Here is a 23,382-nt window from a genome sequence, read left to right as displayed (position 1 = left end):
CCCGTGGCGGCGCTGCCACGCGCCTCCCGGCCGGTGGCTGGTCGCGACTCGTCGCTTGCTTCGCGTCGGCTGGTCGCGATCCGTCGGCTGCGCCGCCGTCGGGCGACGGTTGGTGACCGCTCGGCGGTCGTGAGCGGGGTGTCGTGACCGCTCGCCGAAGGCGGACGGGAAGCGGTCAGGCCGTGCTCAGTGCCTGCTCACTCCGCTGCCCGGCGGGCGCGGTGCGCCCGGACCTTCGCACGGTTGCCGCACCGCTGCATCGAGCACCAGCGCCGGGTCCCGCCGCGCGACGAGTCGTAGAACACCAGGCCGCAGTCCTCGGCCGAGCAGCGGCTCAGCCGGGTCGGGCGGCCGTCGGCCTCGACGTCGTCGAAGCCGACCTCGGTGAAGAGCGCGACGGCGTCGCGCGCGACGCTGGACAGGGCCTGGGCCAGGCGGACCCGGTTGGCTCCGGCGCGGCGTCGGCCACCCGGGAGGCTCGGGGGCACGTCCGGCAGGGCGGCGAACAGGTTGACGGTGTCGATGTCGTCGGGCGCGGGGCGCGTGCGGCCGGCTCCGGCGCGCAGGCCCGCCGCCACGGCGGTGCGCTCGGCGGCTGTGCTCGCCGGCGCGGGGGCGGCGGCGACGGCCAACCGGGCGATCGCGGCGCGCAGGGCGCGGGCGTCCTGCAGCTCGCGGCCGCTGGCGCCGACGTCGATCGGCTCGGTGTGCTCGCTGAGCCACTCGTCCAGGTCGGCCGGGCTCGCGAGCAGTTCGCCGAGCTGCGACCGCGGGCGTCGTCCGGCGGAGTCGTCGGCGAAGCCACCCGTGTGCGCGAAGTCGAGCGCGATCCGTCCGGCGTCGAAGAACCAGGAGGAACCGGCGTCCGTGCGGATGTGCTGCCCCGTGTGCATCCGCCCAGGCTAACGGGTTACCGGCGCGCCTCCGTGCGTCGGGCACCTCATGCGGTAGTCGACGCCATCGTGGCCGCGTCGTCGTCGGCGGTCCGGCGCCGCCAGGTGATGACGTTCCGGGCGTCGAACCGTCGGGAGCAGCGGGCGCAGGCCAGCGGGCGTGTGGGGGTGCGGTACCGGAAGTGCTCGTGGCCCGCGGGGCAGCTGCCGATCCACGGTGCGAGCTCGCTGGCGATCGGCCCGTCGTGCAGGCGGGAGCCGGTGTACCCGATCGACGCGGCCGTGCGCTTCCACTTCGGTCCGTGTGCCGCCCGTGCGCCGGCGAGGGCGTGGGCGACCTCGTGCAGCAGGACCTGCTCGACGTCGTCGTCGGAGAACCGGGTGGCCAGGTGACGGCTCACGGTGATCCGCTTCCGCGCGAAGTCGCACTGGCCGGCACGGGTCTTCGCGTGGTCGAACCCGAACGCCCAGGTGCCGGCGCCGAGGTGTTCTGCGATCAGGGCCTCGGCGCGGAGCCGGACGGTCTCGAGCGCGGTCACTGCTCGGCGCGCGGGTCGGCCTGGCCCTTCTTCGCTGCCCGGGCCGCGATCCGACCCCAGATGTCGTCGGCCTCGGTCCGCGCGGCGTCGGGCGCACCGAGCACGCGACGGCGGATCGGCGGGACCTGCTTCACCGGCTCGGCGACGCGGGTGACGGGTTCGTCGTCCTCGGCGCGACGGGCGGCGACCTCGCGGGCCGTCCGGGGCTTGTCCGACGGTTCCGCCGGGTGCGTGATGGCGGCACGCATCGCGGCCTCGACCGCGGTGCGCAGGGCGTCGGTGCGCTCCGACGGCGCCCCCGCCTGGCGGAAGGCCTGGTAGGCCCGCGACAGGGCGGCGCGCGCCTCGTCGAAGCGGTCGTTCTCGAACAGCGACCAGCCCTCGATCTCGGCGGCGGCACCTTCGAGTTCCGGCCACTCCTCGGTGGCGGCGGTGTCGCGGGCCATGGCGGCTTCGTTGGCGGCGCGGTCGTGGCGCCCCAGGTCGTGCAGGACGTGCGCACGACGGATCCGTGCGGCGACCTTGTCCTGGCGCTCCCCGGTGAACATCGCGAGACGGAACACCTCTTCCGCGATGACGAGCGACTCGTCCAGACGACCGAGCAGACGGAGCAGCTCGGCCCGTTCGGCGAGGGCGTCGGTGCTGCGGCTCTGGCCGAGGTCGCGGAGCCGCTGGTGCACGGCGTCGACGTCGACCGCGGGTCGCAGGCTGATGGGCGCGAAGGTGCTGCCCGGGCTGACCCCGGCCGTCACGGGAGCCGCGTGGCGCGGTTCACGGGAACGGTCGGACGGGTCGGGCAGCTGGCGGTCGTCGGGCGGGAGGGACATCGGTTCGAGGGTAGCCGCGGTCTGCCGGGAGCCGTCGGTGCGACGCGCTCAGGTTGCGCGGGTGCGGCGGTCCGGGGTGCCCGGCGGAACGACCGACGGCCCGCCGTGCCGGAGCACGACGGGCCGTCCGGAGCGGTCGATCAGGAGTTGGCGGCCACCGCGGCGGCAGCGGCCACGCCGACGTAGGTGACCAGCGTCGCGATCGTGGCGACGACGGCCAGGACGATCGCGAAGATGCCCCAGCCGCGACCACGCTTGGTCACGGCGGCGATGATGCCCTGCACGAGCGCCCAGAGCCCGAGGATCGCGGCGACGCCGGCGATCACCGCACCGACACCGATCTGCGAGATGACGGCCGGGTCGTTCATGAGCTGACGCTGCAGCTCCTGCTGGTCCGGGGTCGCACCGCTGCTCGGGACGAGGTTGTTGATCGCGTCGCTGTTGGCGAGCGCCGACCCCATCACGTACCCACCGATGACGCCGATCACGAGCGCGGCGAGTCCGAGGACGAACGCCACCACACCGAGGGTCTTCTTCTTGGGCTTCGGCTCGTCGTAGCTCTGCCAGGCCGGGGCACCGGAGTGCGACGGCGCGGCGGCGTACGGCTGCTGGTCGTGGCCCTGCTCGTGACGCTGCTGGTCGTTCCAGCTCGGCGTGCTCGACGGCTGGTCGTACTGCTGCTGTCCGTACTGCTGCTGCCCGTACTGACCCTGCTGCTCGCCGTTCGGCTGGCCGTACTGCTGCTGGCCCTGCCCGTACTGCTCGCCGTACTGCGGGGTCGAGGTCGGCGTCGGGTCCACCCGCTCGCCGTACCGCGGGGCGTCGGCGTCGGGCCGCTGCTGCGGGGCTTCGCCCCAGCTCGGCGCCTGGCCGTCGCCCGTCCGGTCCTGGTCGTTCCGGTCGTCGTTCGTCATCAGGGTTCCCATCGCTCGGTCGCGCACCTGCGCGGTCGTTCAGACCATCCTGACAGCCGGACCGGCCGAACGCCCGAAGTCCGTCCCCGGCGAGGCCCCGCGCGGGCGTCAGCCCCCGAACACGCTCCGGTTCGGCTCGGGGGACGCGACCGCCGTCTGGTCGGTGACGATCGGCGCTCCGGCGATGAACGAGCGGAGCTCCGCACCGTGCACGACCTTCGCCGGCATCGGGTCCGACGAGTACCGCCTGGGCATGTCCGCCACCGGCAGGTCGGTCGGCGAGCCGAGCAGCACGATGTTGCCGAACCGTCGGCCCTTGAGCATCCCGGTGTCCGCGACCGCGGCGACCGAGGGCAGCACCGACTGCAGGGTCGACGCCTGTCCGCGGGCGAAGGCCAGCCCGGCGCCGTCGGCCACGTTCACCGCGACGATGCCCGTCGGCGACAGGAACGCGGCGACCTCGCGGTAGAACTCGACGCTCGTCACGTGGGCGGGGATCTGCGAACCGCCGAACACGTCCACCACCGCCAGGTCCACCGTGCCGCGCAGGCCGGCGGGCAGCTTGCCGAGGACCTCGCGGGCGTCGCCGTACCGCACCCGGATCGAGGCGCCGCGGGGGAACGGCAGGGCCTCGCGCACGTGCTCGACCAGGTCGCGCTCGAGCTCGATGACCTGCTGCCGCGAACCCGGACGCGTCACGGCGACGTAGCGGGGCAGGGTCAGTGCCCCGGCGCCCAGGTGCAGCGCCGTGACCGGGCCGTCGGGCAGCAGGTCGATCGCGTGCCCGATCCGCCGGATGTACTCGAACGCCAGGTGGGTCGGGTCCTCGAGGTCCACGTGCGACTGGGGGGTGCCGTCCACCACCAGGGTGAAGGACCCCGGCCGGTGCCGGTCCGGCTCCACCACCGAGTACCCCGCACCGATCCGGAACCCGTCGAACGCATCAGCCATGCGGTCAATGGAACACCACCGCGATCACCACCCGCGTCCCCACCCCTGGTTGGTGTGCCCGGGGGACACCCGGAACGAGGCTGATCACACCGGTCGGGAAGGCCCCGCCGGACCACTTCGAAAGGCACACCATGTCGGTCCAGCTCCTCGCGAACGTGCTCATCGGCCTCGCCCTCGTCGGCCTCCTGGCGTACCGGCAGGCGACCTGGCGGTCCCTCGACCCGGCGCGCATCTGGCGGGGTCCGCTCGTCATGGCGATCGTCGGGGTGGTCGTCCTCGCGCAGACCACGACGACCGTCACCACCACCGACGTCGTGTTCCTCGGACTCGAGGCCCTGCTCACCGTCGCCGTCGGCCTGGCGATGGGGGCCATGACCCGCTTCCGTACCGTCACGACGCCGGACGCCAAGGGCCGCACCCTGCAGTCCCGCACCGGTTGGCTCGGCGCCGGCCTCTGGATCGTCCTCATCGCCGCCCGCATCGGACTCGACGTCCTCGGCGGCCACCTCGGTGCGCACCTGCTCACCTCGACCGGCACGATCCTGCTCGTGCTCGCCCTGAACCGAGCCGCCCGCGCCCTGGTCGTCGACCAGCGCATCCCTCGCGGGACCGACCGCCCGGCGACCGTCGGCCGCGGCATGATGGTGCGGTGAGCCTGCCGACCGAACCGGAGCGGACCGACCCCGCCGGGGTCCGGTCCCGCTCCGGCGTCTCGTGGCTGCTCAACGGCGTGGGCATCGCCGTGGTCGCCTTCTGGTTCGTCCGGAACGGCGTCCTGCTCCACCACCCCGCGTGGGTCTGGGTCCTCGGGGCCGCTGCGCTCGCCGCCTGGGCCGTCCGCGAAGGGGCACGTACACCCCGGGTCCTCGTCGCCGCAGCCGGCGTGATGGTCGCCGCCGGATCGCCCACCGTGGTGCCGACCGACTCGCTGCTGGTCGTGCCGGTGATCGTCGGGCTCGTCGTCCTCGGTGCCGACCTCCGCCTGCCGGTCTGGACGGCCGCGGTCGCCGCGCTCGCCGCAGTCGTGGTGGTCGCCGTCACCGCGACGCTCGAGCAGACGTCCGTGCAGTTCGTCCTCGGCGTGAGCGGCGGGCTGCTGCTCGGCGTGCTCGTCGGGTTCAGTCGTCGGCAGGCGCGGCTCACGACGGCGCAGGCCCGCGAGACCGAGCGCCAGCAGCAGCGCGCACGGCTCCTGGCCGACCGGTCGCGGGCGTCCCGGGACATCCACGACGTCCTCGCCCACTCGCTCGGCGGCCTGGTGCTGCAGCTCGACGCGGTCGAGGCCCTGCTCGAGGCCGGCCGCGTCGACGAGGCCACCCGCCGTGCCGGTGACGCCCGCGCGCTCGCCGCCGACGGTCTGGCCGAGGCGCGGCGTGCGGTGCACGCGCTCCGCGACGAGCCGCCGTCCGGACGACCGGCGCCCGACGAGTCCCGGACCCACCGACCGCAGCCCGACCAGCCGGAGCCGACCCGTGCCTCCAGTCCGTCCGCCGACCGCGGGGCGGGCCTGACGGCCCTCGTCGACGCGCACCGCTCGTTCGGCGGCGAGGTCGTGGTGCAGGGCGACGCGACCCTCGCGGTCCTCGACGACGCCCACCGTGCCGCCGTGGTCCAGGTCGTCCGGGAGGCCCTCAGCAACGCCCGCAGGCACGCCCCCGGCCGCCCCGTGTCCCTGTCCGTGATCCGGGACGGCGACGCCGTGGACGTCGTCGTGGCGAACCCGTTGCCGAGCGGCGGCCAGGGGCTGCTCGGGATGCGCGAGCGGTTCGCGGAACTCGGCAGCGAGGCCACGGTCGAGGCCGAGCGTTCCGACGACGAGTTCGTCGTCGCCATGCACCTGCCCGTCGACGGCACGCGCGAGGCGGACACTGCGGACGACGCGGACGCGGCGGTCGTCGCCGAGGACGACCGCTCGTGACCATCCGGGTGCTCGTGGTCGACGACCAGGCCATCGTCCGCGACGGCCTGGTGACGGTGCTGTCGCTCGTGCCAGACCTGCGGGTGGTCGGGCAGGCGGCCGACGGGGCCGAGGCGATCGCCGCCGTCGGCCGGGACACACCCGACGTCGTCCTGATGGACCTGCGGATGCCGGGCGTCGACGGGCCGACCGCCACCGCACGGATCGTCGCCGAGCACCCCGGGGTCGCGGTGCTGGTGCTGACGACGTACGCCGACGACGACTCCATCGTCACCGCGATGCGGGCCGGGGCGCGTGGCTACCTGACGAAGGACGCGGGGCGGGCGGAGATCGCGGCCGCGGTGCGTGCGGTGGCCGCGGGGCAGTCGACCTTCGACGCGACGGTGGGAGCGCGGCTCGTGGCACACCTCGTCGGTGGTGCCGGTGCCGGTGCCGGTTCCGGTGGCCCTGCTGCTGCGCCTGCGGAGCCCGATCCCGGCCCGGCGCTCGGTGCGCGGTTCCCGGACCTCACCCCGCGCGAAGTGGACGTCCTCGAGCGCATCGCCGACGGCCGGACGAACCCCGAGATCGCCGCCGAGCTGTTCCTGACGGTGCCCACCGTGAAGTCGTACGTGAACCAGGTCTTCGCGAAGCTCGGGGTCCGCACCCGCGCCGAGGCCGTCGCCCGCGTCCTGCGCTGACCGTCCGCAGCACCCCGTCGTCCCCGGGCGACGCACTGCGGACACGTGAATGCGTACACATGGACGACCAGCGGACGCCAAGACTCGTCGCCTACCGTTGACGCCTGTCGTCACGACGCCCGAGCGTCGATGCGTGTGTGCCCCACACCCCACGCGTCCGCCCGGACACCGTGACCACGACGTGCCCGTGAGCGCCCCCACCGCTCGAGCGTGCGCGCCGTCGGCGTGCTGCTGCGCGCCACCCCTCCGGCCACCCGCGCGCGCTGGCCGTCGAACGCACCGCACCCGATGACGAGTGCACCACTGCTGATCCGCCGCAGGAGACCTCCGTCATGACCGCCGACACCATGAGCGTGCCCACCACACGCCGCACCACCCCGGACCCCCACCGGTCCGGGAGCCGACCCACCCGGGCGATCCGGGCCTCCAGGCCGTTCCACGCCGACCGCGAGGCGGCGCCGACCTGGATGCGCGTCGTCGGCACCGCGCTGTTCGTGGCCGGCGCCGGGCTGTCCGCCGCCGTGCTCGGCTGGCCGGGCGATGCACCCGAGGTCGCGCTCCTGGTGCCGGGACTGCTCGCCGTCGCCCTCGGACTGCTGCTCGTCCTCGCCCGTGCCGGGTTCACCGTCACCGAGCGGCACGTGACCCTGCACTTCCGTCCGCTCCCGCCGCGGCGCATCGCGCGCCGGCGGATCACCGACGTCCGTCTGGTCGAGGCGGACGCGGCCACCTACGGCGGGGTCGGCCTGCGGATCCGTCGCGGCGTGCGGGCGCTCATCCTCACGCCGGGGCTCGGGATCGAGCTCACCGACGACCGGGGGCGGGTCACGTTCGTCCGCACGCGGCGTCCCGAGGACGCGTTCCGTGCGCTGGCCGGACTGCCGGGCGGGCCGGGAGGCGCGGATCGCGTCGATCGCGAGCGTCTGGGCTGAGCAGGGGGCGCGTCCGGGCCGCACATCGGATGCGTCTCGGCTGCCTGCGCAGGGGAATGGAAGCGGCGTCCGGCGGCTTATACACGCCACTGCCGAATCCGGTCAAGCCGGGACTGGACAGCACGCCGCGGAGCGAACTATGATGACAGTTCGCGCTCCCTGGCATCCGTGTCGTCATATTTCGGTCGACGCAGAGTTCTGAGACAGAAACTCATCTCGCCCTGGTGCAGCCGGACCCGTATATGGCGGCGGGTACCGCTCACGGAGATCATCCCACACGTGCACCGACGTTCCGCGTCAGGCACGCGTCGGCGTGGTCGCAGGGCTTGCACTCTCAGGGTTCGCCGAGCGATCAATCCACTCACCTACACACTGCTCGTCAGTGTCGGCCCGACGGGGCCTACCGGAGGTCACACCCTTGGCTGCTGCGCCCAACGCATCCACCAACCCCAAGAACGGTCGCAACCACTCGCGACTCTCGTTCGCCAAGATCACGGACACCCTCACGGTTCCTGATCTGCTCGCACTCCAGACGGAGAGCTTCGACTGGCTCGTCGGCAACGACGTCTGGAAGGCCCGCCTCGCCGAAGGGCAGGAGCAGGGTCGCACCGACCTCGCGCTGCACTCGGGGCTCGAGGAGATCTTCGAGGAGATCTCCCCGATCGAGGACCTCGGCGAGACCATGCAGCTCTCGTTCACGGCTCCCGAGCTCGAGGACCCGAAGTACTCGATCGACGACTGCAAGGAGCGCGGCAAGACCTACGCCGCTCCGCTGTACGTCAACGCCGAGTTCATGAACCACATGACGGGTGAGATCAAGACGCAGACGGTCTTCATGGGCGACTTCCCGCTCATGACCGAGCGCGGCACGTTCATCATCAACGGCACTGAGCGCGTCGTCGTGTCGCAGCTCGTCCGTTCGCCCGGCGTGTACTTCGAGCGCCAGCAGGAGAAGACCTCCGACAAGGACATCTACTCGGCGCGGATCATCCCGTCGCGTGGTGCCTGGCTCGAGTTCGAGATCGACAAGCGCGACCAGGTGGGCGTGCGCATCGACCGCAAGCGGAAGCAGTCCGTGACCGTCTTCCTCAAGGCCCTCGGCCTGACGAGCGAAGAGATCATGGACGAGTTCCAGGGCTTCGCGTCGATCGAGTCGACCCTCGAGAAGGACGCCGTCCTCACGAAGGAAGAGGCGCTCAAGGACATCTACCGCAAGCTCCGCCCGGGCGAGCAGGTCGCTGCCGAGGCCGCGCGTGCGCTCCTCGACAACTTCTACTTCAACTCGAAGCGCTACGACCTGGCGAAGGTCGGCCGGTACAAGGTCAACCGCAAGCTCGGCATGGACGCCCCGCTGTCCGACTCGGTGCTCACCGTCAAGGACATCGTCGCGACGATCAAGTACCTGGTGTCGCTGCACGCCGAGCGCACCACGATCGACGGCACCCGTGACGGCGAGCCGGTGCAGCTGCGCCTCGACGTGGACGACATCGACCACTTCGGCAACCGTCGCATCCGCGCCGTCGGCGAGCTCATCCAGAACCAGGTCCGCACGGGTCTGTCCCGCATGGAGCGCGTCGTCCGCGAGCGCATGACCACGCAGGACATCGAGGCGATCACGCCCCAGACGCTCATCAACGTGCGTCCGGTCGTCGCCGCGATCAAGGAGTTCTTCGGGACCTCCCAGCTGTCGCAGTTCATGGACCAGAACAACCCGCTCGCGGGTCTGACGCACAAGCGTCGCCTGTCGGCCCTCGGCCCGGGTGGTCTGTCCCGTGAGCGTGCCGGCGTCGAGGTCCGCGACGTCCACCCGTCGCACTACGGCCGCATGTGCCCGATCGAGACCCCGGAAGGCCCGAACATCGGCCTGATCGGCTCGCTCGCGTCGTTCGGTCGGATCAACTCGTTCGGTTTCATCGAGACCCCGTACCGTCGCGTCGTCGACGGCGAGGTCACGAAGACCATCGACTACCTCACCGCTTCGGAAGAGGACGACTTCGTCGTCGCGCAGGCCAACGCCCCGCTGACGAACGACTTCCACTTCGCCGACGACAAGGTGCTCGTCCGCAAGAAGGGCGGCGAGGTCGAACTCGTCGCCAAGGGCGAGGTCGACTACATGGACGTCTCCCCGCGCCAGATGGTGTCGGTCGCGACGTCGCTCATCCCGTTCCTCGAGCACGACGACGCGAACCGCGCCCTCATGGGTGCGAACATGCAGCGTCAGGCCGTCCCGCTGCTCCGCTCCGAGTCGCCGCTCGTCGGCACCGGCATGGAGGGCTACACGGCCATCGACGCCGGCGACGTCGTCACCGCCGACAAGGCCGGTGTCGTCTCCGAGGTCTCGGCCGACGCCGTCACCCTGCAGCTCGACGAGGGCGGCACGCAGACCTACTACCTGCGCAAGTTCGACCGCTCCAACCAGGGCACGAGCTATAACCACCGCGTCATCGTCTCCGCAGGCGAGCGCGTCGAGCAGGGCGAGGTCATCGCCGACGGTCCCGCGACGGAGAACGGCGAGCTCGCGCTCGGCAAGAACCTCCTCGTCGCGTTCATGCCGTGGGAGGGCTACAACTACGAGGACGCGATGATCCTGTCGCAGAACCTCATCAAGGACGACACGCTCTCCTCGATCCACATCGAGGAGTACGAGGTCGACGCCCGCGACACCAAGCTCGGCAAGGAGGAGATCACCCGTGACCTCCCCAACGTCAGCCCGGACCTGCTGGCCGACCTCGACGAGCGCGGCATCATCCGCATCGGTGCCGAGGTCCGCCCCGGCGACATCCTCGTCGGCAAGGTCACGCCGAAGGGCGAGACCGAGCTGAGCGCCGAGGAGCGTCTGCTCCGTGCCATCTTCAACGAGAAGTCGCGCGAAGTCCGCGACACCTCGCTCAAGGTGCCCCACGGTGAAGAGGGCACGATCATCGGCGTCAAGGTGTTCGACTCGCAGGACGGCGACGACGAGCTCGGCTCGGGCGTCAACCAGCGTGTGGTCGTCTACATCGCCCAGAAGCGCAAGATCACCGCGGGTGACAAGCTCGCCGGTCGTCACGGCAACAAGGGCGTCATCTCGACCATCCTCCCGGTCGAGGACATGCCGTTCCTCGCCGACGGCACCCCCGTCGACATCGTCCTCAACCCGCTCGGCGTCCCCGGCCGCATGAACTTCGGTCAGGTGCTCGAGATCCACCTCGGGTGGCTCGCCAAGCAGGGCTGGAACGTCGAGGGCATCCAGGAGTGGGCCGAGAACCTGCCGGAGGCAGCGCACAGCGCCGAGCCCGGCACCAAGGTCGCCACCCCGGTGTTCGACGGTGCGTACGAGCGCGAGATCGAGGGCCTCCTCGACTCGACCCTCCCGAACCGCGACGGCGAGCGCCTGATCGGCTCGTCCGGCAAGGCGCAGCTCTTCGACGGCCGCTCCGGCGAGCCGTTCCCGGAGCCCGTCTCGGTCGGCTACATGTACATCCTCAAGCTGCACCACCTGGTCGACGACAAGATCCACGCGCGTTCGACCGGTCCGTACTCGATGATCACGCAGCAGCCGCTGGGTGGTAAGGCGCAGTTCGGTGGACAGCGATTCGGTGAGATGGAGGTGTGGGCGCTCGAAGCGTACGGCGCCGCTTACGCCCTCCAGGAGCTCCTGACGATCAAGTCCGACGACATCCTCGGCCGCGTGAAGGTCTACGAGGCGATCGTCAAGGGCGAGAACATCCAGGAGCCCGGTATCCCCGAGTCCTTCAAGGTCCTCATGAAGGAGATGCAGTCGCTCTGCCTGAACGTCGAGGTCCTCTCGGCCGACGGCCAGGCGGTCAGCCTGCGCGACAACGATGACGAGGTCTTCCGCGCTGCGGAGGAGCTGGGCATCAACATCTCCTCGCGGTTCGAGTCGTCCTCCGTCGACGACATCTGATCCCGCCCGTACATCGAAGCCTGAATCAGCAAGAGAGAAGAACATTGCTCGAAGCAACTTCCTTTGACGCCATTCGGATCGGCCTCGCAACCGCCGAGGACATCCGTCAGTGGTCGTACGGCGAGGTCAAGAAGCCGGAGACCATCAACTACCGCACCCTGAAGCCCGAGAAGGACGGTCTGTTCGGCGAGCAGATCTTCGGTCCTTCCCGCGACTGGGAGTGCGCCTGTGGCAAGTACAAGCGTGTCCGGTTCAAGGGCATCGTCTGCGAGCGCTGCGGCGTCGAGGTCACCAAGTCCTCGGTCCGTCGTGAGCGCATGGGCCACATCGAGCTCGCTGCCCCCGTCACGCACATCTGGTACTTCAAGGGCGTCCCGTCGCGCCTCGGGTACCTCCTCGACATGGCGCCGAAGGACCTCGAGAAGGTCATCTACTTCGCGGCGTACATGATCATCGACATCGATGAAGAGGGCCGTCACGCGGACATGCCGGGTCTCGAGAACGAGATGCGTCTCGAGATCAAGACCCTCGAGGGCCAGCGCGACTCGATCATCGCCGACCGCCTCAAGAAGCTCGAGGACGACCTCGCAGCCCTTGAGGAAGAGGGTGCGAAGGCCGACGTCAAGCGCCGCACCAAGGACACCGCCGAGAAGGAGATGTCCCAGGTCCGCAAGTCGTTCGACGAGGACATCACCCGTCTCGAGCGTGTGTGGGAGGACTTCCGCAACCTCAAGGTGGGCGACCTCAAGCCCGAGGACGCCGTCTTCCACGAGCTCCAGGACCGGTTCGGGATCTACTTCGACGCCTACATGGGCGCCGAGGCGATCAAGCTCCGGCTCGAGGCGTTCGACCTGGCCGCCGAGGCCGAGGCGCTGCGTCTGCAGATCGCCGAGGGCAAGGGCCAGAAGAAGATCCGTGCGATCAAGCGTCTGCGCGTCGTCAGCTCCTTCCTCGCCACCGGCAACTCGCCGGCGGCGATGGTGCTCGGCGTCGTGCCGGTCATCCCGCCGGAGCTGCGCCCGATGGTGCAGCTCGACGGTGGCCGGTTCGCCACGTCGGACCTCAACGACCTCTACCGTCGTGTGATCAACCGCAACAACCGTCTCCGCCGCCTGCTCGACCTCGGTGCTCCCGAGATCATCGTGAACAACGAGAAGCGCATGCTGCAGGAAGCCGTCGACGCGCTGTTCGACAACGGTCGTCGTGGACGTCCGGTCACGGGTACCGGCAACCGCGCCCTGAAGTCCCTGAGCGACATGCTCAAGGGCAAGCAGGGTCGTTTCCGCCAGAACCTGCTCGGCAAGCGTGTCGACTACTCGGGCCGTTCGGTCATCATCGTCGGCCCGCAGCTGAAGCTGCACCAGTGCGGTCTGCCCAAGCAGATGGCGCTCGAGCTCTTCAAGCCGTTCGTCATCAAGCGCCTGATCGACCTGTCGCACGCGCAGAACATCAAGTCGGCCAAGCGCATGGTCGAGCGTTCGCGTCCGCAGGTGTGGGACGTGCTCGAGGAGATCATCCGCGAGCGCCCCGTCCTGCTGAACCGTGCGCCGACGCTGCACCGTCTGGGCATCCAGGCGTTCGAGCCGCAGCTCGTCGAGGGCAAGGCCATCCAGCTCCACCCGCTCGTCTGTGCTGCGTTCAACGCGGACTTCGACGGTGACCAGATGGCCGTGCACCTGCCGCTGTCGGTCGAGGCCCAGGCCGAGGCACGCATCCTGATGCTCGCCTCGAACAACATCCTGAAGCCGTCCGACGGCCGCCCGGTGACCCTGCCCGCACAGGACATGATCATCGGTCTGCACCACCTCACGACCGTCCGCGAGGGCGCCGTGGGCGAGGGCCGTGCGTTCTCGTCGGTGGCCGAGGCGATCCTGGCGAACGACCAGCACACGCTGCACCTCAACGCGATGGTGAAGATCCGCATGACGGGTGTCCACTTCGCCGAGGGTGAAGCCCCCGAGGGCTACGAGCAGGGCGACACGCTGCTGCTCGAGACGACCCTGGGCCGTGCGCTCTTCAACGAGACCCTGCCGGCGAACTACCCGTTCGTCCAGAAGGTCACCGACAAGGGTGTGCTCTCCGCGATCGTCAACGACCTCGCCGAGCGCTACTCCAAGACCGAGACGGCCGCTGCGCTGGACCGGATCAAGGACGCCGGCTTCTACTGGGGCACCCGCTCCGGTGTGACCGTCGCCCTGTCGGACGTCGTGACGCCTCCTCGCAAGAAGGAGATCATCGCGGGCTACGAGATCCAGGCCGCCAAGGTGCAGGGCGAGTTCGACAAGGGTCTGATCACCGACTCCGAGCGTCGCGCCGACCTGATCAAGATCTGGACCGAGGCCACCAACGAGATCGCACAGGAGATGCGGGACAACTTCCCCGTCGACAACACGATCAACCGCATGGTGTCGTCCGGTGCTCGTGGTAACTGGCTGCAGGTCCGCAACATCGCCGGTATGCGTGGTCTGGTGAACAACCCGAAGGGCGAGATCATCGCCCGCCCGATCATCAACTCGTACCGCGAGGGCCTGACCGTGGCGGAGTACTTCATCGCCACGCACGGTGCTCGCAAGGGTCTGGCCGACACGGCGCTCCGTACGGCCGACTCCGGCTACCTGACCCGTCGTCTCGTCGACGTCTCCCAGGACGTCATCATCCGCGAGGACGACTGCGGTACGACGCGTGGCCTCGAGCTGCCGATCGCGACCGTGGACGCCGACGGCAAGCTCGTCCGCGACCCGCGCGTCGAGAACACCGTGTACTCCCGCACCCTGGCCACCGAGGCCGTGGACGCCAAGGGCACGGTCGTTGCAGAGGCCGGTGAGGACGTCGGTGACGTGCTCCTCGAGAAGCTGCTGGCAGCCGGTGTCGAGAGCATCAAGGTGCGCTCGGTCCTGACCTGCGAGTCGGCCGTCGGTGTCTGCGCGAAGTGCTACGGCCGTTCGCTCGCCACCGGCAACCTGGTCGACATCGGTGAGGCAGTCGGCATCATCGCCGCGCAGTCCATCGGTGAGCCCGGTACCCAGCTGACGATGCGTACCTTCCACACGGGTGGTTCGGCCTCGGCCGACGACATCACCCAGGGTCTGCCGCGTGTCACGGAGCTCTTCGAGGCCCGTACGCCCAAGGGCGCGTCCCCGATCGCCGAGGCCCCCGGCCGCGTCGTCGTCGAGGACACGGACAAGGGCCGTCGGATCATCCTGACGCCGGACAACGGCGACGAGCCGTTCATCTACCCGGTGCTCAAGCGTGCGACGCTCCTCATCGAGGACAACCAGCACGTCGAGCTCGGCGAGCAGTTCATCGCCGGCACCGTCGACCCGAAGGAAGTCCTCCGGGTCAAGGGTGTCCGAGAGGTCCAGAAGCACCTGGTCAACGGTGTGCAGGACGTCTACGGCTCGCAGGGTGTGCCGATCCACGACAAGCACATCGAGGTCATCGTCCGCCAGATGCTCCGCAAGGTCACCGTCGTCGACCACGGCGACACCGACCTGCTGCCGGGTGAGCTCGTCGACCGGTCGCGCTACAACGCGCTGAACCGTGCGGCGCTGCAGGAGGGTCGCAAGACCGCCTCGGCTCGCCAGGAGGTCATGGGCATCACGAAGGCGTCCCTCGCGACCGAGTCGTGGCTGTCCGCCGCTTCCTTCCAGGAGACCACCCGCGTGCTCACGCAGGCGGCCATGGAGGGCAAGCAGGACCACCTCGTCGGCCTCAAGGAGAACGTCATCATCGGTAAGCTCATCCCTGCCGGGACGGGCCTCAGCCGGTACCGTGACGTGGACGTGAACGCGACCGAAGAGGCGAAGGCGGAGCGGTACCCCAACCGCATCTTCGCTGACGACTCGTCGTTCTCGGACGCCGACCTGAGCTTCGTCGACTTCGACAGCTTCTCGTCGGACGACTTCACGCCGGGCACGTACAACTGAGCCTGATGTGATCCCACGAAGGCCCCGTCTCCGCAAGGAGGCGGGGCCTTCGTCGTGTCGTCACCACGTGACGGCCTGGAGGCACGGTGCCCGGCCGTCACGGGCCTCCCGTCCGCCGTGGGGTCGCGGCTAGAGCGCGCGGCCCGCGCCGTTGTCGCGGCCGGAGCCGCGACCGGTCTCGTCGACCAGCGAGAACAGGCTCAGCACGTTGCCGTCGGGGTCGCGGACGTCGAACCAGTCGACCGCGCCGTCGACGCACTCGACGGGGCCGATGTCGATGCCGAGCGCGCCGATCCGTGCGTGCTGCGCGGCGACGTCGTCGACGCCGAAGCGGACGCTGACCGGGTTCTCCTCGGCCTGTTCGTCGACGTAGAGCTGGATCCAGATGCCGCCGACCTCGTACTCGGCGACGCCGTCCTCGGGTTCGAGGTCCGGCTCAGTGCGCTCGAAGACCGCGCCGTACCAGAGGCAGGACGCCTCGATGTCGGTGACGGGCAGCCCCACGGTCACGCTCGTGATGTCCATGTCTCATCATGTGCCCGGGCGGGGGCGCGCGTCGAGAGGGATTCCGCTGCGTCGCGCTGTCCGGCCCGTGTCGACCTGGTGTCGTTCGTCGCGGTGTTCCTCCACAGGCGGCATCGCGCCGATGTCCTCCACCGACTGCCGGTCGGAGGCCACGGAGCGGTGCGCGGTTGGTGAGGCTGGTCGACATGTGCACCCGAACGACCGCAGCGAGACCGCACCGACGGCACCCCGACGGGGAGGTGACCGGCACCGTGTCCACCTCGGCGCTGCCCCTCGTCACCGCGTTGGTCGGTCTGCTCGGTCTCGCGATCGGGTCGTTCCTGAACGTCGACGTGCACCGCATCCCCGCCGGGATGTCGGTCGTCGCACCGGCCAGCTCCTGCCCCGGCTGCGGCCACGGGATCCGGGGGCGCGACAACGTGCCGGTGGTGTCCTGGCTCCTCCTGCGTGCCCGGTGCCGTGACTGCGACGCGCCCATCTCGGCTCGATACCCGCTCGTCGAGGCCGCCACGGGCCTCCTGTTCGTCGCGGTGACCCTGCTCTCGGTCCTCGCACCGTGGTCGACGTCGGCGGCACCGGACGGTCTTCCCGGAGCGATCCACGCTGCGATCCTGCTCGTCGCACTGCTGTACCTGATGGCGATCAGCATCTCGTTGACGCTCATCGACCTCGACACCCACACCCTGCCGAACCGGATCGTGCTGCCGGCGTACATCGTGTTGCCCGTGCTCCTGCTCGTGGCATCGGCGGTGTCCGAGGACTGGGGCGCCGCGGTCCGCGGGATCGTCGGTCTCGTCGTCCTCGGCGGTGTCTACCTCTTGCTCGCGCTGGCGGTCCTCGGCGGGATGGGACTCGGGGACGTGAAGCTCGCCGGCGTGCTCGGTCTCGTGCTGGCGTACCTCGGATGGGGACCCCTCGCAGTGGGTTCTTCCGCCGCGTTCCTGCTCGGCGGTACCTTCGCAGTCGTCCTCCTGGCCGTGCGCCGGGCGGGCCGCCGGAGCGGGATCCCGTTCGGCCCCTGGATGCTCGCGGGTGCCTGGCTCGGCATCGCCGTCGGTGCGCCCACGTGGGATGGCTACCTGCGCCTGCTCGGACTCACCTGACGCCTCGTCACGCGCTGCCCCACCAGACCGACCCGAAGACGGTCACGGGGAAGGACCGCCCATGTCGAAGAGCATCGTCGGCGTCGACATCGGCGCCGCCGCGATCCGTTCCGTCGAGGTGCAGGACGCGGACCGGGCGAGACCGACGATCCTGCGGTTCGCCGAGGTGCCGGTACCCGTCGGCGCGACGAAACAGGGCGAGGTGCTCGAACCGAACACCGTGGCGGTCGCACTCCGCCAGCTCTGGTCGATCGGACGCTTCCGCTCGAAGGACGTGACGACGGACGCAGGCGGCACCGCGGCGGGCTGATCCGACCCGCACGGACCGGTGTCGGCCGCGCCACGCCGACATCACTTCCGCGACGCCCGTCGCGGAGATTACGATGCTCACGGCGCCGTGTCCGCGGCTGCTCATCCCCTCTCGAACGGTCGGCTCGAATCGGCCGTTCCTCGTCGTGCCCGGAGTCGCGCGTGTTGGTCGGAATCGTGGAGTTCCTCGGTTGGTTCGGGGCGGTAACCGTCCTTGCTGGTTACATCTTGTTCTCCACGGGCAGGATCCCGAACGGTCCGCTCTACCAGTTGCTCAACCTGGTCGGCGGCCTCGCGGTGGCCGTCAACGTCGCCGCCCACCACGCCGTCCCCTCGACGATCGTCAACGGCATCTGGGCGATCGTCGCCGTCGTCGTCCTGGTGAAGATGCTCCGTGCGCGTCGCGCGGCGAAGCGCGACGGGTCCGCTGCGGCCGAGCCGCCGGTCCTGCACGCGGAGCCCCCGGCCACGACCGGGGTCCTGCCGGTGATCGGGCCGGCGCTGCGCGACCACGAGCCGGAGGGGGCCGGCGAGACGGACGCGACCACGGGCCTCCAGTGGGTCGACCTGGCGGACGCGACGGACGCCACGGACGCGACTGACCCGACCCGCCCGACGACGTCGGATCTCGTGCCCGCGACGGTGCCGGAGGCGCCCGCCCCGATGACGGAGACCGTCCCGATCATCACGGCGACCATCGCGCTCGCCCTGGTCGCCGCAGCGCAGGAGCAGTCCGACCGTGCGCACGCCGACGACACGGACCACGCCGAACCCGCTCGCTGACCAGCCGGTCGGCGATACGATCGGCCCATGTCCCGGTGGCTGATCGCGACGATGACGTCGATCCTCTTCATCGCGCTCGTGATCGCCGTCACGGGCTTCGAAGCCCTGCTCGCCGACGTCGAGGTCATCTCGCAGCCCGACGCCACCCCGTACCTCGGGCCTGCGATGGTGGTCGGCGGCGCGGTGGTCGTCTTCCTGGCGACCGCGGCGGGTGTCCGCGACGGCAACCCCGGGGTGACCGCCCTCGTCGCGGCGGCGACCGTCTACCTGGTCATGCTCGGCGTCGGAGCCGTGGGCTACGCACTCGTCCGCTCGGACGCGACCGAGCTCCTCGTCTTCCCGGCGGGGTACGCCCTCGGCCCGTTCGTGGTCGGTTCCGTCGTGGTGGCGCTCCTGTCGGTGCTCGGCGGGATCGCGACGGCTCGCCACCAGGCGCGGACCGCGGGCGGCTCGGTCGCGACCGACGGGACGCACGCGACCAGCGGTGCGGACGGGTCGGGCGGGCTCTCCGGGCACAACCGGACGAACGCGGGCGAGGGACCCGCCGAGCGGTAGTCTTCGGACAGCACGACGCACACCAAACGGGGGAACGATGAGCGACCAGCACGCGCAGGATCCGGACCAGCAGGGCGGCTGGGGTGCCGTCCCGCCGGTGGCATCGATCCGTGGCACCGACGGCACGTCCGCCGCAGCCGGCCAGACGGTCGGCCCTGGTCCTGCGGTCGGTCCCGGCGCCGGTTTCGCCGGAGCGCCCGGCGCCGGCTTCGCCGGAGCGCCCGGGCCGGTGCCGCAGCGTCCCCGCCGGAAGCTCCGCCGCGGGCCGCTCATCGGGATCATCTCGGGTGGCACCGCCGTCGTCCTGCTGCTCGTCGCCGGGGTCGTCGGGTACTCGGTCGGTTCCGCCTCGCACTCGGCCGACCGCCCCGTGCGGGCGTTCCTCGACGACCTGACGGCCGGACGCGTGGCCGACGCCCTCGACGACGCGGGCATCGAACGTGGGAAGTCCGACGTGCTGCTCGGTGACGCCGCCTACGCGAAGGCATCGGACAAGGTCACCGGGTACCGCGTCGCCGCGACGCGGACGGACGGCGACACCGCGACCGTCCGGGCGTACCTGCGCCAGGGTGGCCAGGACGTCGCCGCGACCTTCACGCTCGACAAGACCGGGACCGACTGGGGTGTGTTCCCGGTCTGGGAGCTCCAGGCCCCCGAGCTCGGCTCGGTCGACGTCGCCGTGCGCGGACCGTCCGGTGCGTCGGTCACGGTCGCAGGCCGGAACGTGCGGACCGCGAAGGACGGCACGGTGAGCCTCCGCGCGCTGCCCGGTACCTACGACGTCGCCTTCGACGGCGGCAAGTGGACCACGGCACGTGGTGGATCGGCGGACGTCAGCGGGTTCGGCCGGACGACGTCGACCCCGGTGCAGATGACGACCACCCTCACGACCGCGGGGCAGCAGGCCGCCAAGCGAGCGGTGGACGACTGGGTGGACGGCTGCATCGCCTCCACCGACGCCGCGCCGGCCGGCTGCAGCTTCTACGCGTACGGCCAGAACCCCGCGTACACCTACACGAACCAGAAGTGGACGCTCGAGACGCGGCCGACGGTCCGGGTCGGCAGCTGGACGACGAACGGCTGGTTGATCACGACGACCACGTTCGGGCGGGCGAAGTACACGGCGGACATCTCGGGTGCCGCCGGCACCGGAACGGCGTCCGCGGGGCCGCTCAACGTCAACGCGAGCGGGTACGTCACCGGCTTCTCGAGCGACGGTGCGACGTTCCGCTCGGCGGTGGGCAACGGCTCGTCCGACACCGGCTCATGACGGTGTCGGTTCCCGGGGTGACCCGGATTGATTTCGTCCCGTTCCGCGGGTAGTCTCTACCGGGTGTGCGCCCTCGGGCGCGCCCGAAAAGTCCGGCGAGCGGGATCGCCCAGCCGGACCACTCCGTCCCCCACTCGAACACCCGCCGTCCGGCGGTGATCAGCGTGGGACGAGGAAGCCGGCGGAACGCGCCGGCCAGAGAGCACGAGCGAAGAACCAGGAGAACAGTTGCCTACTATTCAGCAGCTGGTTCGCAAGGGTCGTACGCCGAAGGTCACCAAGACCAAGGCGCCCGCCCTGAAGGCGAACCCCCAGCAGCGTGGTGTGTGCACCCGCGTCTACACCACCACCCCCAAGAAGCCGAACTCGGCACTGCGCAAGGTCGCTCGTGTCAAGCTCTCGAACGGCACCGAGGTCACGGCCTACATCCCCGGTGAGGGCCACAACCTCCAGGAGCACTCGATGGTGCTCGTCCGCGGCGGTCGTGTGAAGGACCTCCCGGGTGTGCGGTACAAGATCATCCGTGGCGCCCTGGACACCCAGGCAGTCAAGAACCGTAAGCAGGCTCGCAGCCGCTACGGTGCGAAGAAGGGTTGAGTTAGATGCCTCGTAAGGGTCCCGCTCCCAAGCGTCCCGTCGTCGCCGACCCGGTCTACGGTGCGCCGATCGTCAGCCAGCTCGTCAACAAGATCCTGCTCGACGGCAAGAAGGGCCTCGCTGAGCGCATCGTCTACGGTGCACTCGAGGGCGTTTCCGCCAAGAACCAGCAGGACGCCGTCGTGACGCTGAAGAAGGCGCTCGACAACGTCCGTCCGACCCTCGAGGTCCGCAGCCGCCGTGTCGGTGGCTCGACCTACCAGGTCCCGGTCGAGGTCAAGCCGCACCGCGCGAACACCCTCGCGCTCCGTTGGCTCACCTCGTACGCCAAGGCCCGTCGCGAGAAGACGATGACCGAGCGTCTCATGAACGAGATCCTCGACGCGTCCAACGGCCTCGGTGCCGCGGTCAAGCGCCGCGAGGACACGCACAAGATGGCCGAGTCGAACAAGGCCTTCGCCCACTACCGCTGGTAGTCCCGGCACCGTCCGGGCGCCGGTGGTCAAGAACCCCGGCGCCCGGACGGCCGCCAACCTCTCCTACAACTCTTCCGGAGGAACCCTGTGGCACAGGACGTGCTCACCGACCTGAACAAGGTCCGCAACATCGGCATCATGGCGCACATCGATGCCGGCAAGACCACGACGACCGAGCGCATCCTGTTCTACACGGGCATCACGCACAAGATCGGTGAGGTCCACGACGGCGCTGCCACGATGGACTGGATGGCGCAGGAGCAGGAGCGCGGCATCACGATCACGTCGGCCGCGACGACCTGCTTCTGGGACAACAACCAGATCAACATCATCGACACCCCCGGTCACGTGGACTTCACGGTCGAGGTGGAGCGTTCGCTCCGCGTCCTCGACGGTGCCGTCGCCGTGTTCGACGGGAAAGAGGGCGTCGAGCCCCAGTCCGAGACCGTCTGGCGTCAGGCCGACAAGTACGAAGTCCCGCGCATCTGCTTCGTCAACAAGATGGACAAGCTGGGCGCCGACTTCTACTACACCGTCGACACCATCGTGAACCGCCTCGGCGCGGAGCCCCTCGTGCTCCAGCTGCCGATCGGTTCCGAGAGCTCGTTCGAAGGCGTCGTCGACCTCGTCCAGATGCGTGCACTCACCTGGCGCGGCGACGCCAAGGGTGACGTCGCGATGGGCGCGAAGTACGAGATCGAAGAGATCCCGGCCGACCTGCAGGACCGTGCCGCCGAGTACCGCGAGAAGCTCATCGAGCGCGTGGCCGAGGCGGACGACGTCCTCATGGAGCGCTACCTCGAGGGCGACACCGACTTCTCGGTCGCCGAGATCAAGGCAGCGATCCGTGCCCTCACGGTGAGCAGCACGCTCTACCCGGTCCTCTGCGGTTCCGCGTTCAAGAACCGTGGTGTCCAGCCGATGCTCGACGCCGTCATCGACTACCTCCCGTCCCCGCTCGACGTGCCGCCGATGATCGGCCACGACGTCAAGGACGAGGAGAAGGAGATCATCCGCAAGCCCGACGCGACCGAGCCGTTCTCGGCGCTCGCGTTCAAGGTCGCGGTGCACCCCTTCTTCGGTCGTCTGACCTACGTGCGCGTCTACTCCGGCTCGATCGAGTCCGGTGCCCAGGTCATCAACTCGACCAAGGGCAAGAAGGAGCGCATCGGCAAGATCTTCCAGATGCACTCCAACAAGGAGAACCCGGTCGCCAACGTGACCGCTGGCCACATCTACGCGGTCATCGGCCTCAAGGACACCACCACCGGTGACACCCTGTGCGACCCGACCAACCAGGTCGTCCTCGAGTCGATGACGTTCCCGGAGCCGGTCATCGAGGTCGCCATCGAGCCGAACACGAAGGCTGACCAGGAGAAGCTCTCCACGGCCATCCAGAAGCTCGCCGAAGAGGACCCGACGTTCCGCGTCGAGCTCAACGCCGAGACCGGTCAGACGACGATCAAGGGCATGGGCGAGCTCCACCTCGACATCCTCGTCGACCGCATGAAGCGCGAGTTCCACGTCGAGGCGAGCGTCGGCAAGCCCCAGGTGGCCTACCGCGAGACGCTCACCAAGATCGTCGAGCGCTACGACTACACCCACAAGAAGCAGACCGGTGGCTCCGGTCAGTTCGCGAAGGTGCAGATCGCGCTCGAGCCGATGGAGGTCACGAGCGAGAAGGTCTACGAGTTCGTCAACGCGACCTCCGGTGGCCGTGTCCCGCGCGAGTACATCCCGTCGGTCGACGCCGGTATCCAGGACGCCATGCAGGTCGGCATCCTCGCGGGCTACCCGACCGTCGGCGTGAAGGCCATCCTCAAGGACGGCGCGGCGCACGACGTCGACTCGTCCGAGATGGCGTTCAAGATCGCCGGCTCGATCGCCTACAAGGAAGCGGCTCGCAAGGCCGGTCCGGCGATCCTCGAGCCGATCATGGCCGTCGAGGTCCGTACTCCTGAGGAGTACATGGGCGACGTCATCGGTGACCTGAACTCCCGTCGTGGCCAGATCGCCTCGATGGAGGACGCCTCGGGCGTCAAGGTGGTCCGCGCGAGCGTGCCGCTGTCCGAGATGTTCGGCTACGTCGGCGACCTGCGGTCGAAGACCTCTGGTCGTGCGGTCTACTCGATGACCTTCGAGACCTACAGCCAGGTCCCGGCCAAGGTCGCCGAGGAGATCATCGCGAAGAACGCGGGGGAGTAGCGCTCAGCGCTTCTCCACAGGCGGGGGCGCCCGGCGACGGGCCCCTCGCCACCAAGTAAAGTACAGACACAC

General features: G+C 69.9%; 20 protein-coding genes. 14 read left to right on the top strand and 6 right to left on the bottom strand.

The features are described 5' to 3' along the window. Positions 1-197: 197 nt before the first annotated feature. From QRN30_RS06760 to QRN30_RS06740, 5 genes are all read right to left on the bottom strand, one after another. Entirely contained in the window at positions 198-893 is a 696-nt protein-coding gene (locus QRN30_RS06760; protein WP_056072072.1) for a CGNR zinc finger domain-containing protein, read from the bottom strand. Positions 894-940: 47 nt separating this feature from the next. After that, on the bottom strand, positions 941-1,432 hold the full coding sequence (locus QRN30_RS06755) for a SprT-like domain-containing protein (protein ID WP_284760692.1): 492 nt from the start codon (positions 1,430-1,432) through the stop codon (positions 941-943). Beyond that, complete coding sequence (locus tag QRN30_RS06750; RefSeq protein ID WP_052481644.1) at positions 1,429-2,259, bottom strand: hypothetical protein; 831 nt, start codon at positions 2,257-2,259, stop codon at positions 1,429-1,431. The genes QRN30_RS06755 and QRN30_RS06750 overlap by 4 nt, the downstream gene beginning before the upstream one ends. Positions 2,260-2,399: 140 nt before the next feature. Then, on the bottom strand, positions 2,400-3,173 hold the full coding sequence (locus tag QRN30_RS06745) for a YhjD/YihY/BrkB family envelope integrity protein (RefSeq protein WP_139179594.1): 774 nt from the start codon (positions 3,171-3,173) through the stop codon (positions 2,400-2,402). A 108-nt stretch (positions 3,174-3,281) separates the two neighbouring features. After that, positions 3,282-4,124: a spermidine synthase gene (locus QRN30_RS06740; protein WP_017885553.1), complete on the bottom strand. Its 843-nt coding sequence runs from the start codon at positions 4,122-4,124 to the stop codon at positions 3,282-3,284. Between the two features lie 131 nt (positions 4,125-4,255). Between QRN30_RS06740 and QRN30_RS06735 the strand changes: the two genes are divergently transcribed. The 6 genes from QRN30_RS06735 (at position 4,256) to rpoC (ending at position 15,487) form a co-directional block, all read left to right on the top strand. Further along, the gene (locus QRN30_RS06735) at positions 4,256-4,777 is read left to right on the top strand and encodes a hypothetical protein (RefSeq protein WP_214563204.1); all 522 of its coding nucleotides are present in this window, start codon (positions 4,256-4,258) and stop codon (positions 4,775-4,777) included. Then, the gene (locus tag QRN30_RS06730; protein ID WP_284760690.1) at positions 4,774-6,042 is read left to right on the top strand and encodes a sensor histidine kinase; all 1,269 of its coding nucleotides are present in this window, start codon (positions 4,774-4,776) and stop codon (positions 6,040-6,042) included. Before QRN30_RS06735 ends, QRN30_RS06730 begins: the two co-directional genes overlap by 4 nt. Continuing rightward, positions 6,039-6,722, top strand: a complete 684-nt coding sequence (locus QRN30_RS06725; protein ID WP_042537513.1) for a response regulator transcription factor — start codon at positions 6,039-6,041, stop codon at positions 6,720-6,722. Before QRN30_RS06730 ends, QRN30_RS06725 begins: the two co-directional genes overlap by 4 nt. Positions 6,723-7,054: 332 nt before the next feature. Continuing rightward, positions 7,055-7,654, top strand: coding sequence for a hypothetical protein (locus tag QRN30_RS06720; protein ID WP_017885549.1), 600 nt, complete (start codon positions 7,055-7,057; stop codon positions 7,652-7,654). Positions 7,655-8,072: 418 nt separating this feature from the next. After that, on the top strand, positions 8,073-11,561 hold the full coding sequence (gene rpoB / locus QRN30_RS06715) for a DNA-directed RNA polymerase subunit beta (protein WP_071250140.1): 3,489 nt from the start codon (positions 8,073-8,075) through the stop codon (positions 11,559-11,561). 44 nt (positions 11,562-11,605) lie between these two features. After that, positions 11,606-15,487 (top strand): DNA-directed RNA polymerase subunit beta', encoded by a 3,882-nt coding sequence (gene rpoC, locus QRN30_RS06710; protein WP_017885547.1) that lies wholly within the window; start codon positions 11,606-11,608, stop codon positions 15,485-15,487. A gap of 129 nt (positions 15,488-15,616) precedes the next feature. Here the strand turns inward: rpoC and QRN30_RS06705 are convergent, their stop codons facing one another. After that, complete coding sequence (locus tag QRN30_RS06705) at positions 15,617-16,012, bottom strand: VOC family protein (protein ID WP_017885546.1); 396 nt, start codon at positions 16,010-16,012, stop codon at positions 15,617-15,619. Between the two features lie 185 nt (positions 16,013-16,197). Between QRN30_RS06705 and QRN30_RS06700 the strand changes: the two genes are divergently transcribed. The 8 genes from QRN30_RS06700 to fusA all read left to right on the top strand — a co-directional run bounded on the left by QRN30_RS06700 (position 16,198) and on the right by fusA (position 23,310). Beyond that, complete coding sequence (locus QRN30_RS06700; protein WP_250891863.1) at positions 16,198-17,115, top strand: prepilin peptidase; 918 nt, start codon at positions 16,198-16,200, stop codon at positions 17,113-17,115. 61 nt (positions 17,116-17,176) lie between these two features. Then, positions 17,177-17,425 carry a type IV pilus biogenesis protein PilM gene (locus QRN30_RS06695; RefSeq protein ID WP_017885544.1) on the top strand — a complete coding sequence of 83 codons (249 nt, stop codon included), beginning with the start codon at positions 17,177-17,179 and terminating at the stop codon, positions 17,423-17,425. Positions 17,426-17,586: 161 nt separating this feature from the next. Further along, positions 17,587-18,207: a CBU_0592 family membrane protein gene (locus tag QRN30_RS06690; protein WP_414734093.1), complete on the top strand. Its 621-nt coding sequence runs from the start codon at positions 17,587-17,589 to the stop codon at positions 18,205-18,207. Between the two features lie 27 nt (positions 18,208-18,234). Then, positions 18,235-18,762, top strand: a complete 528-nt coding sequence (locus QRN30_RS06685) for a DUF6121 family protein (RefSeq protein ID WP_042537507.1) — start codon at positions 18,235-18,237, stop codon at positions 18,760-18,762. A 37-nt stretch (positions 18,763-18,799) separates the two neighbouring features. Further along, positions 18,800-20,032 carry a hypothetical protein gene (locus QRN30_RS06680; RefSeq protein ID WP_042537506.1) on the top strand — a complete coding sequence of 411 codons (1,233 nt, stop codon included), beginning with the start codon at positions 18,800-18,802 and terminating at the stop codon, positions 20,030-20,032. Positions 20,033-20,260: 228 nt separating this feature from the next. Continuing rightward, the gene (rpsL, locus tag QRN30_RS06675) at positions 20,261-20,629 is read left to right on the top strand and encodes a 30S ribosomal protein S12 (RefSeq protein ID WP_017885540.1); all 369 of its coding nucleotides are present in this window, start codon (positions 20,261-20,263) and stop codon (positions 20,627-20,629) included. Between the two features lie 5 nt (positions 20,630-20,634). Continuing rightward, positions 20,635-21,105: a 30S ribosomal protein S7 gene (gene rpsG, locus QRN30_RS06670; RefSeq protein WP_017885539.1), complete on the top strand. Its 471-nt coding sequence runs from the start codon at positions 20,635-20,637 to the stop codon at positions 21,103-21,105. Between the two features lie 87 nt (positions 21,106-21,192). Further along, positions 21,193-23,310, top strand: a complete 2,118-nt coding sequence (gene fusA, locus QRN30_RS06665; protein ID WP_017885538.1) for an elongation factor G — start codon at positions 21,193-21,195, stop codon at positions 23,308-23,310. Positions 23,311-23,382: the final 72 nt, after the last annotated feature.

Origin of the sequence: Curtobacterium sp. MEB011 (assembly GCF_030209655.1) — a bacterium.
GTDB lineage: Bacteria > Actinomycetota > Actinomycetes > Actinomycetales > Microbacteriaceae > Curtobacterium > Curtobacterium poinsettiae.
Note: the sequence above shows the minus strand (reverse complement) of the source record. Positions and strands in the feature narration are given on the sequence as shown.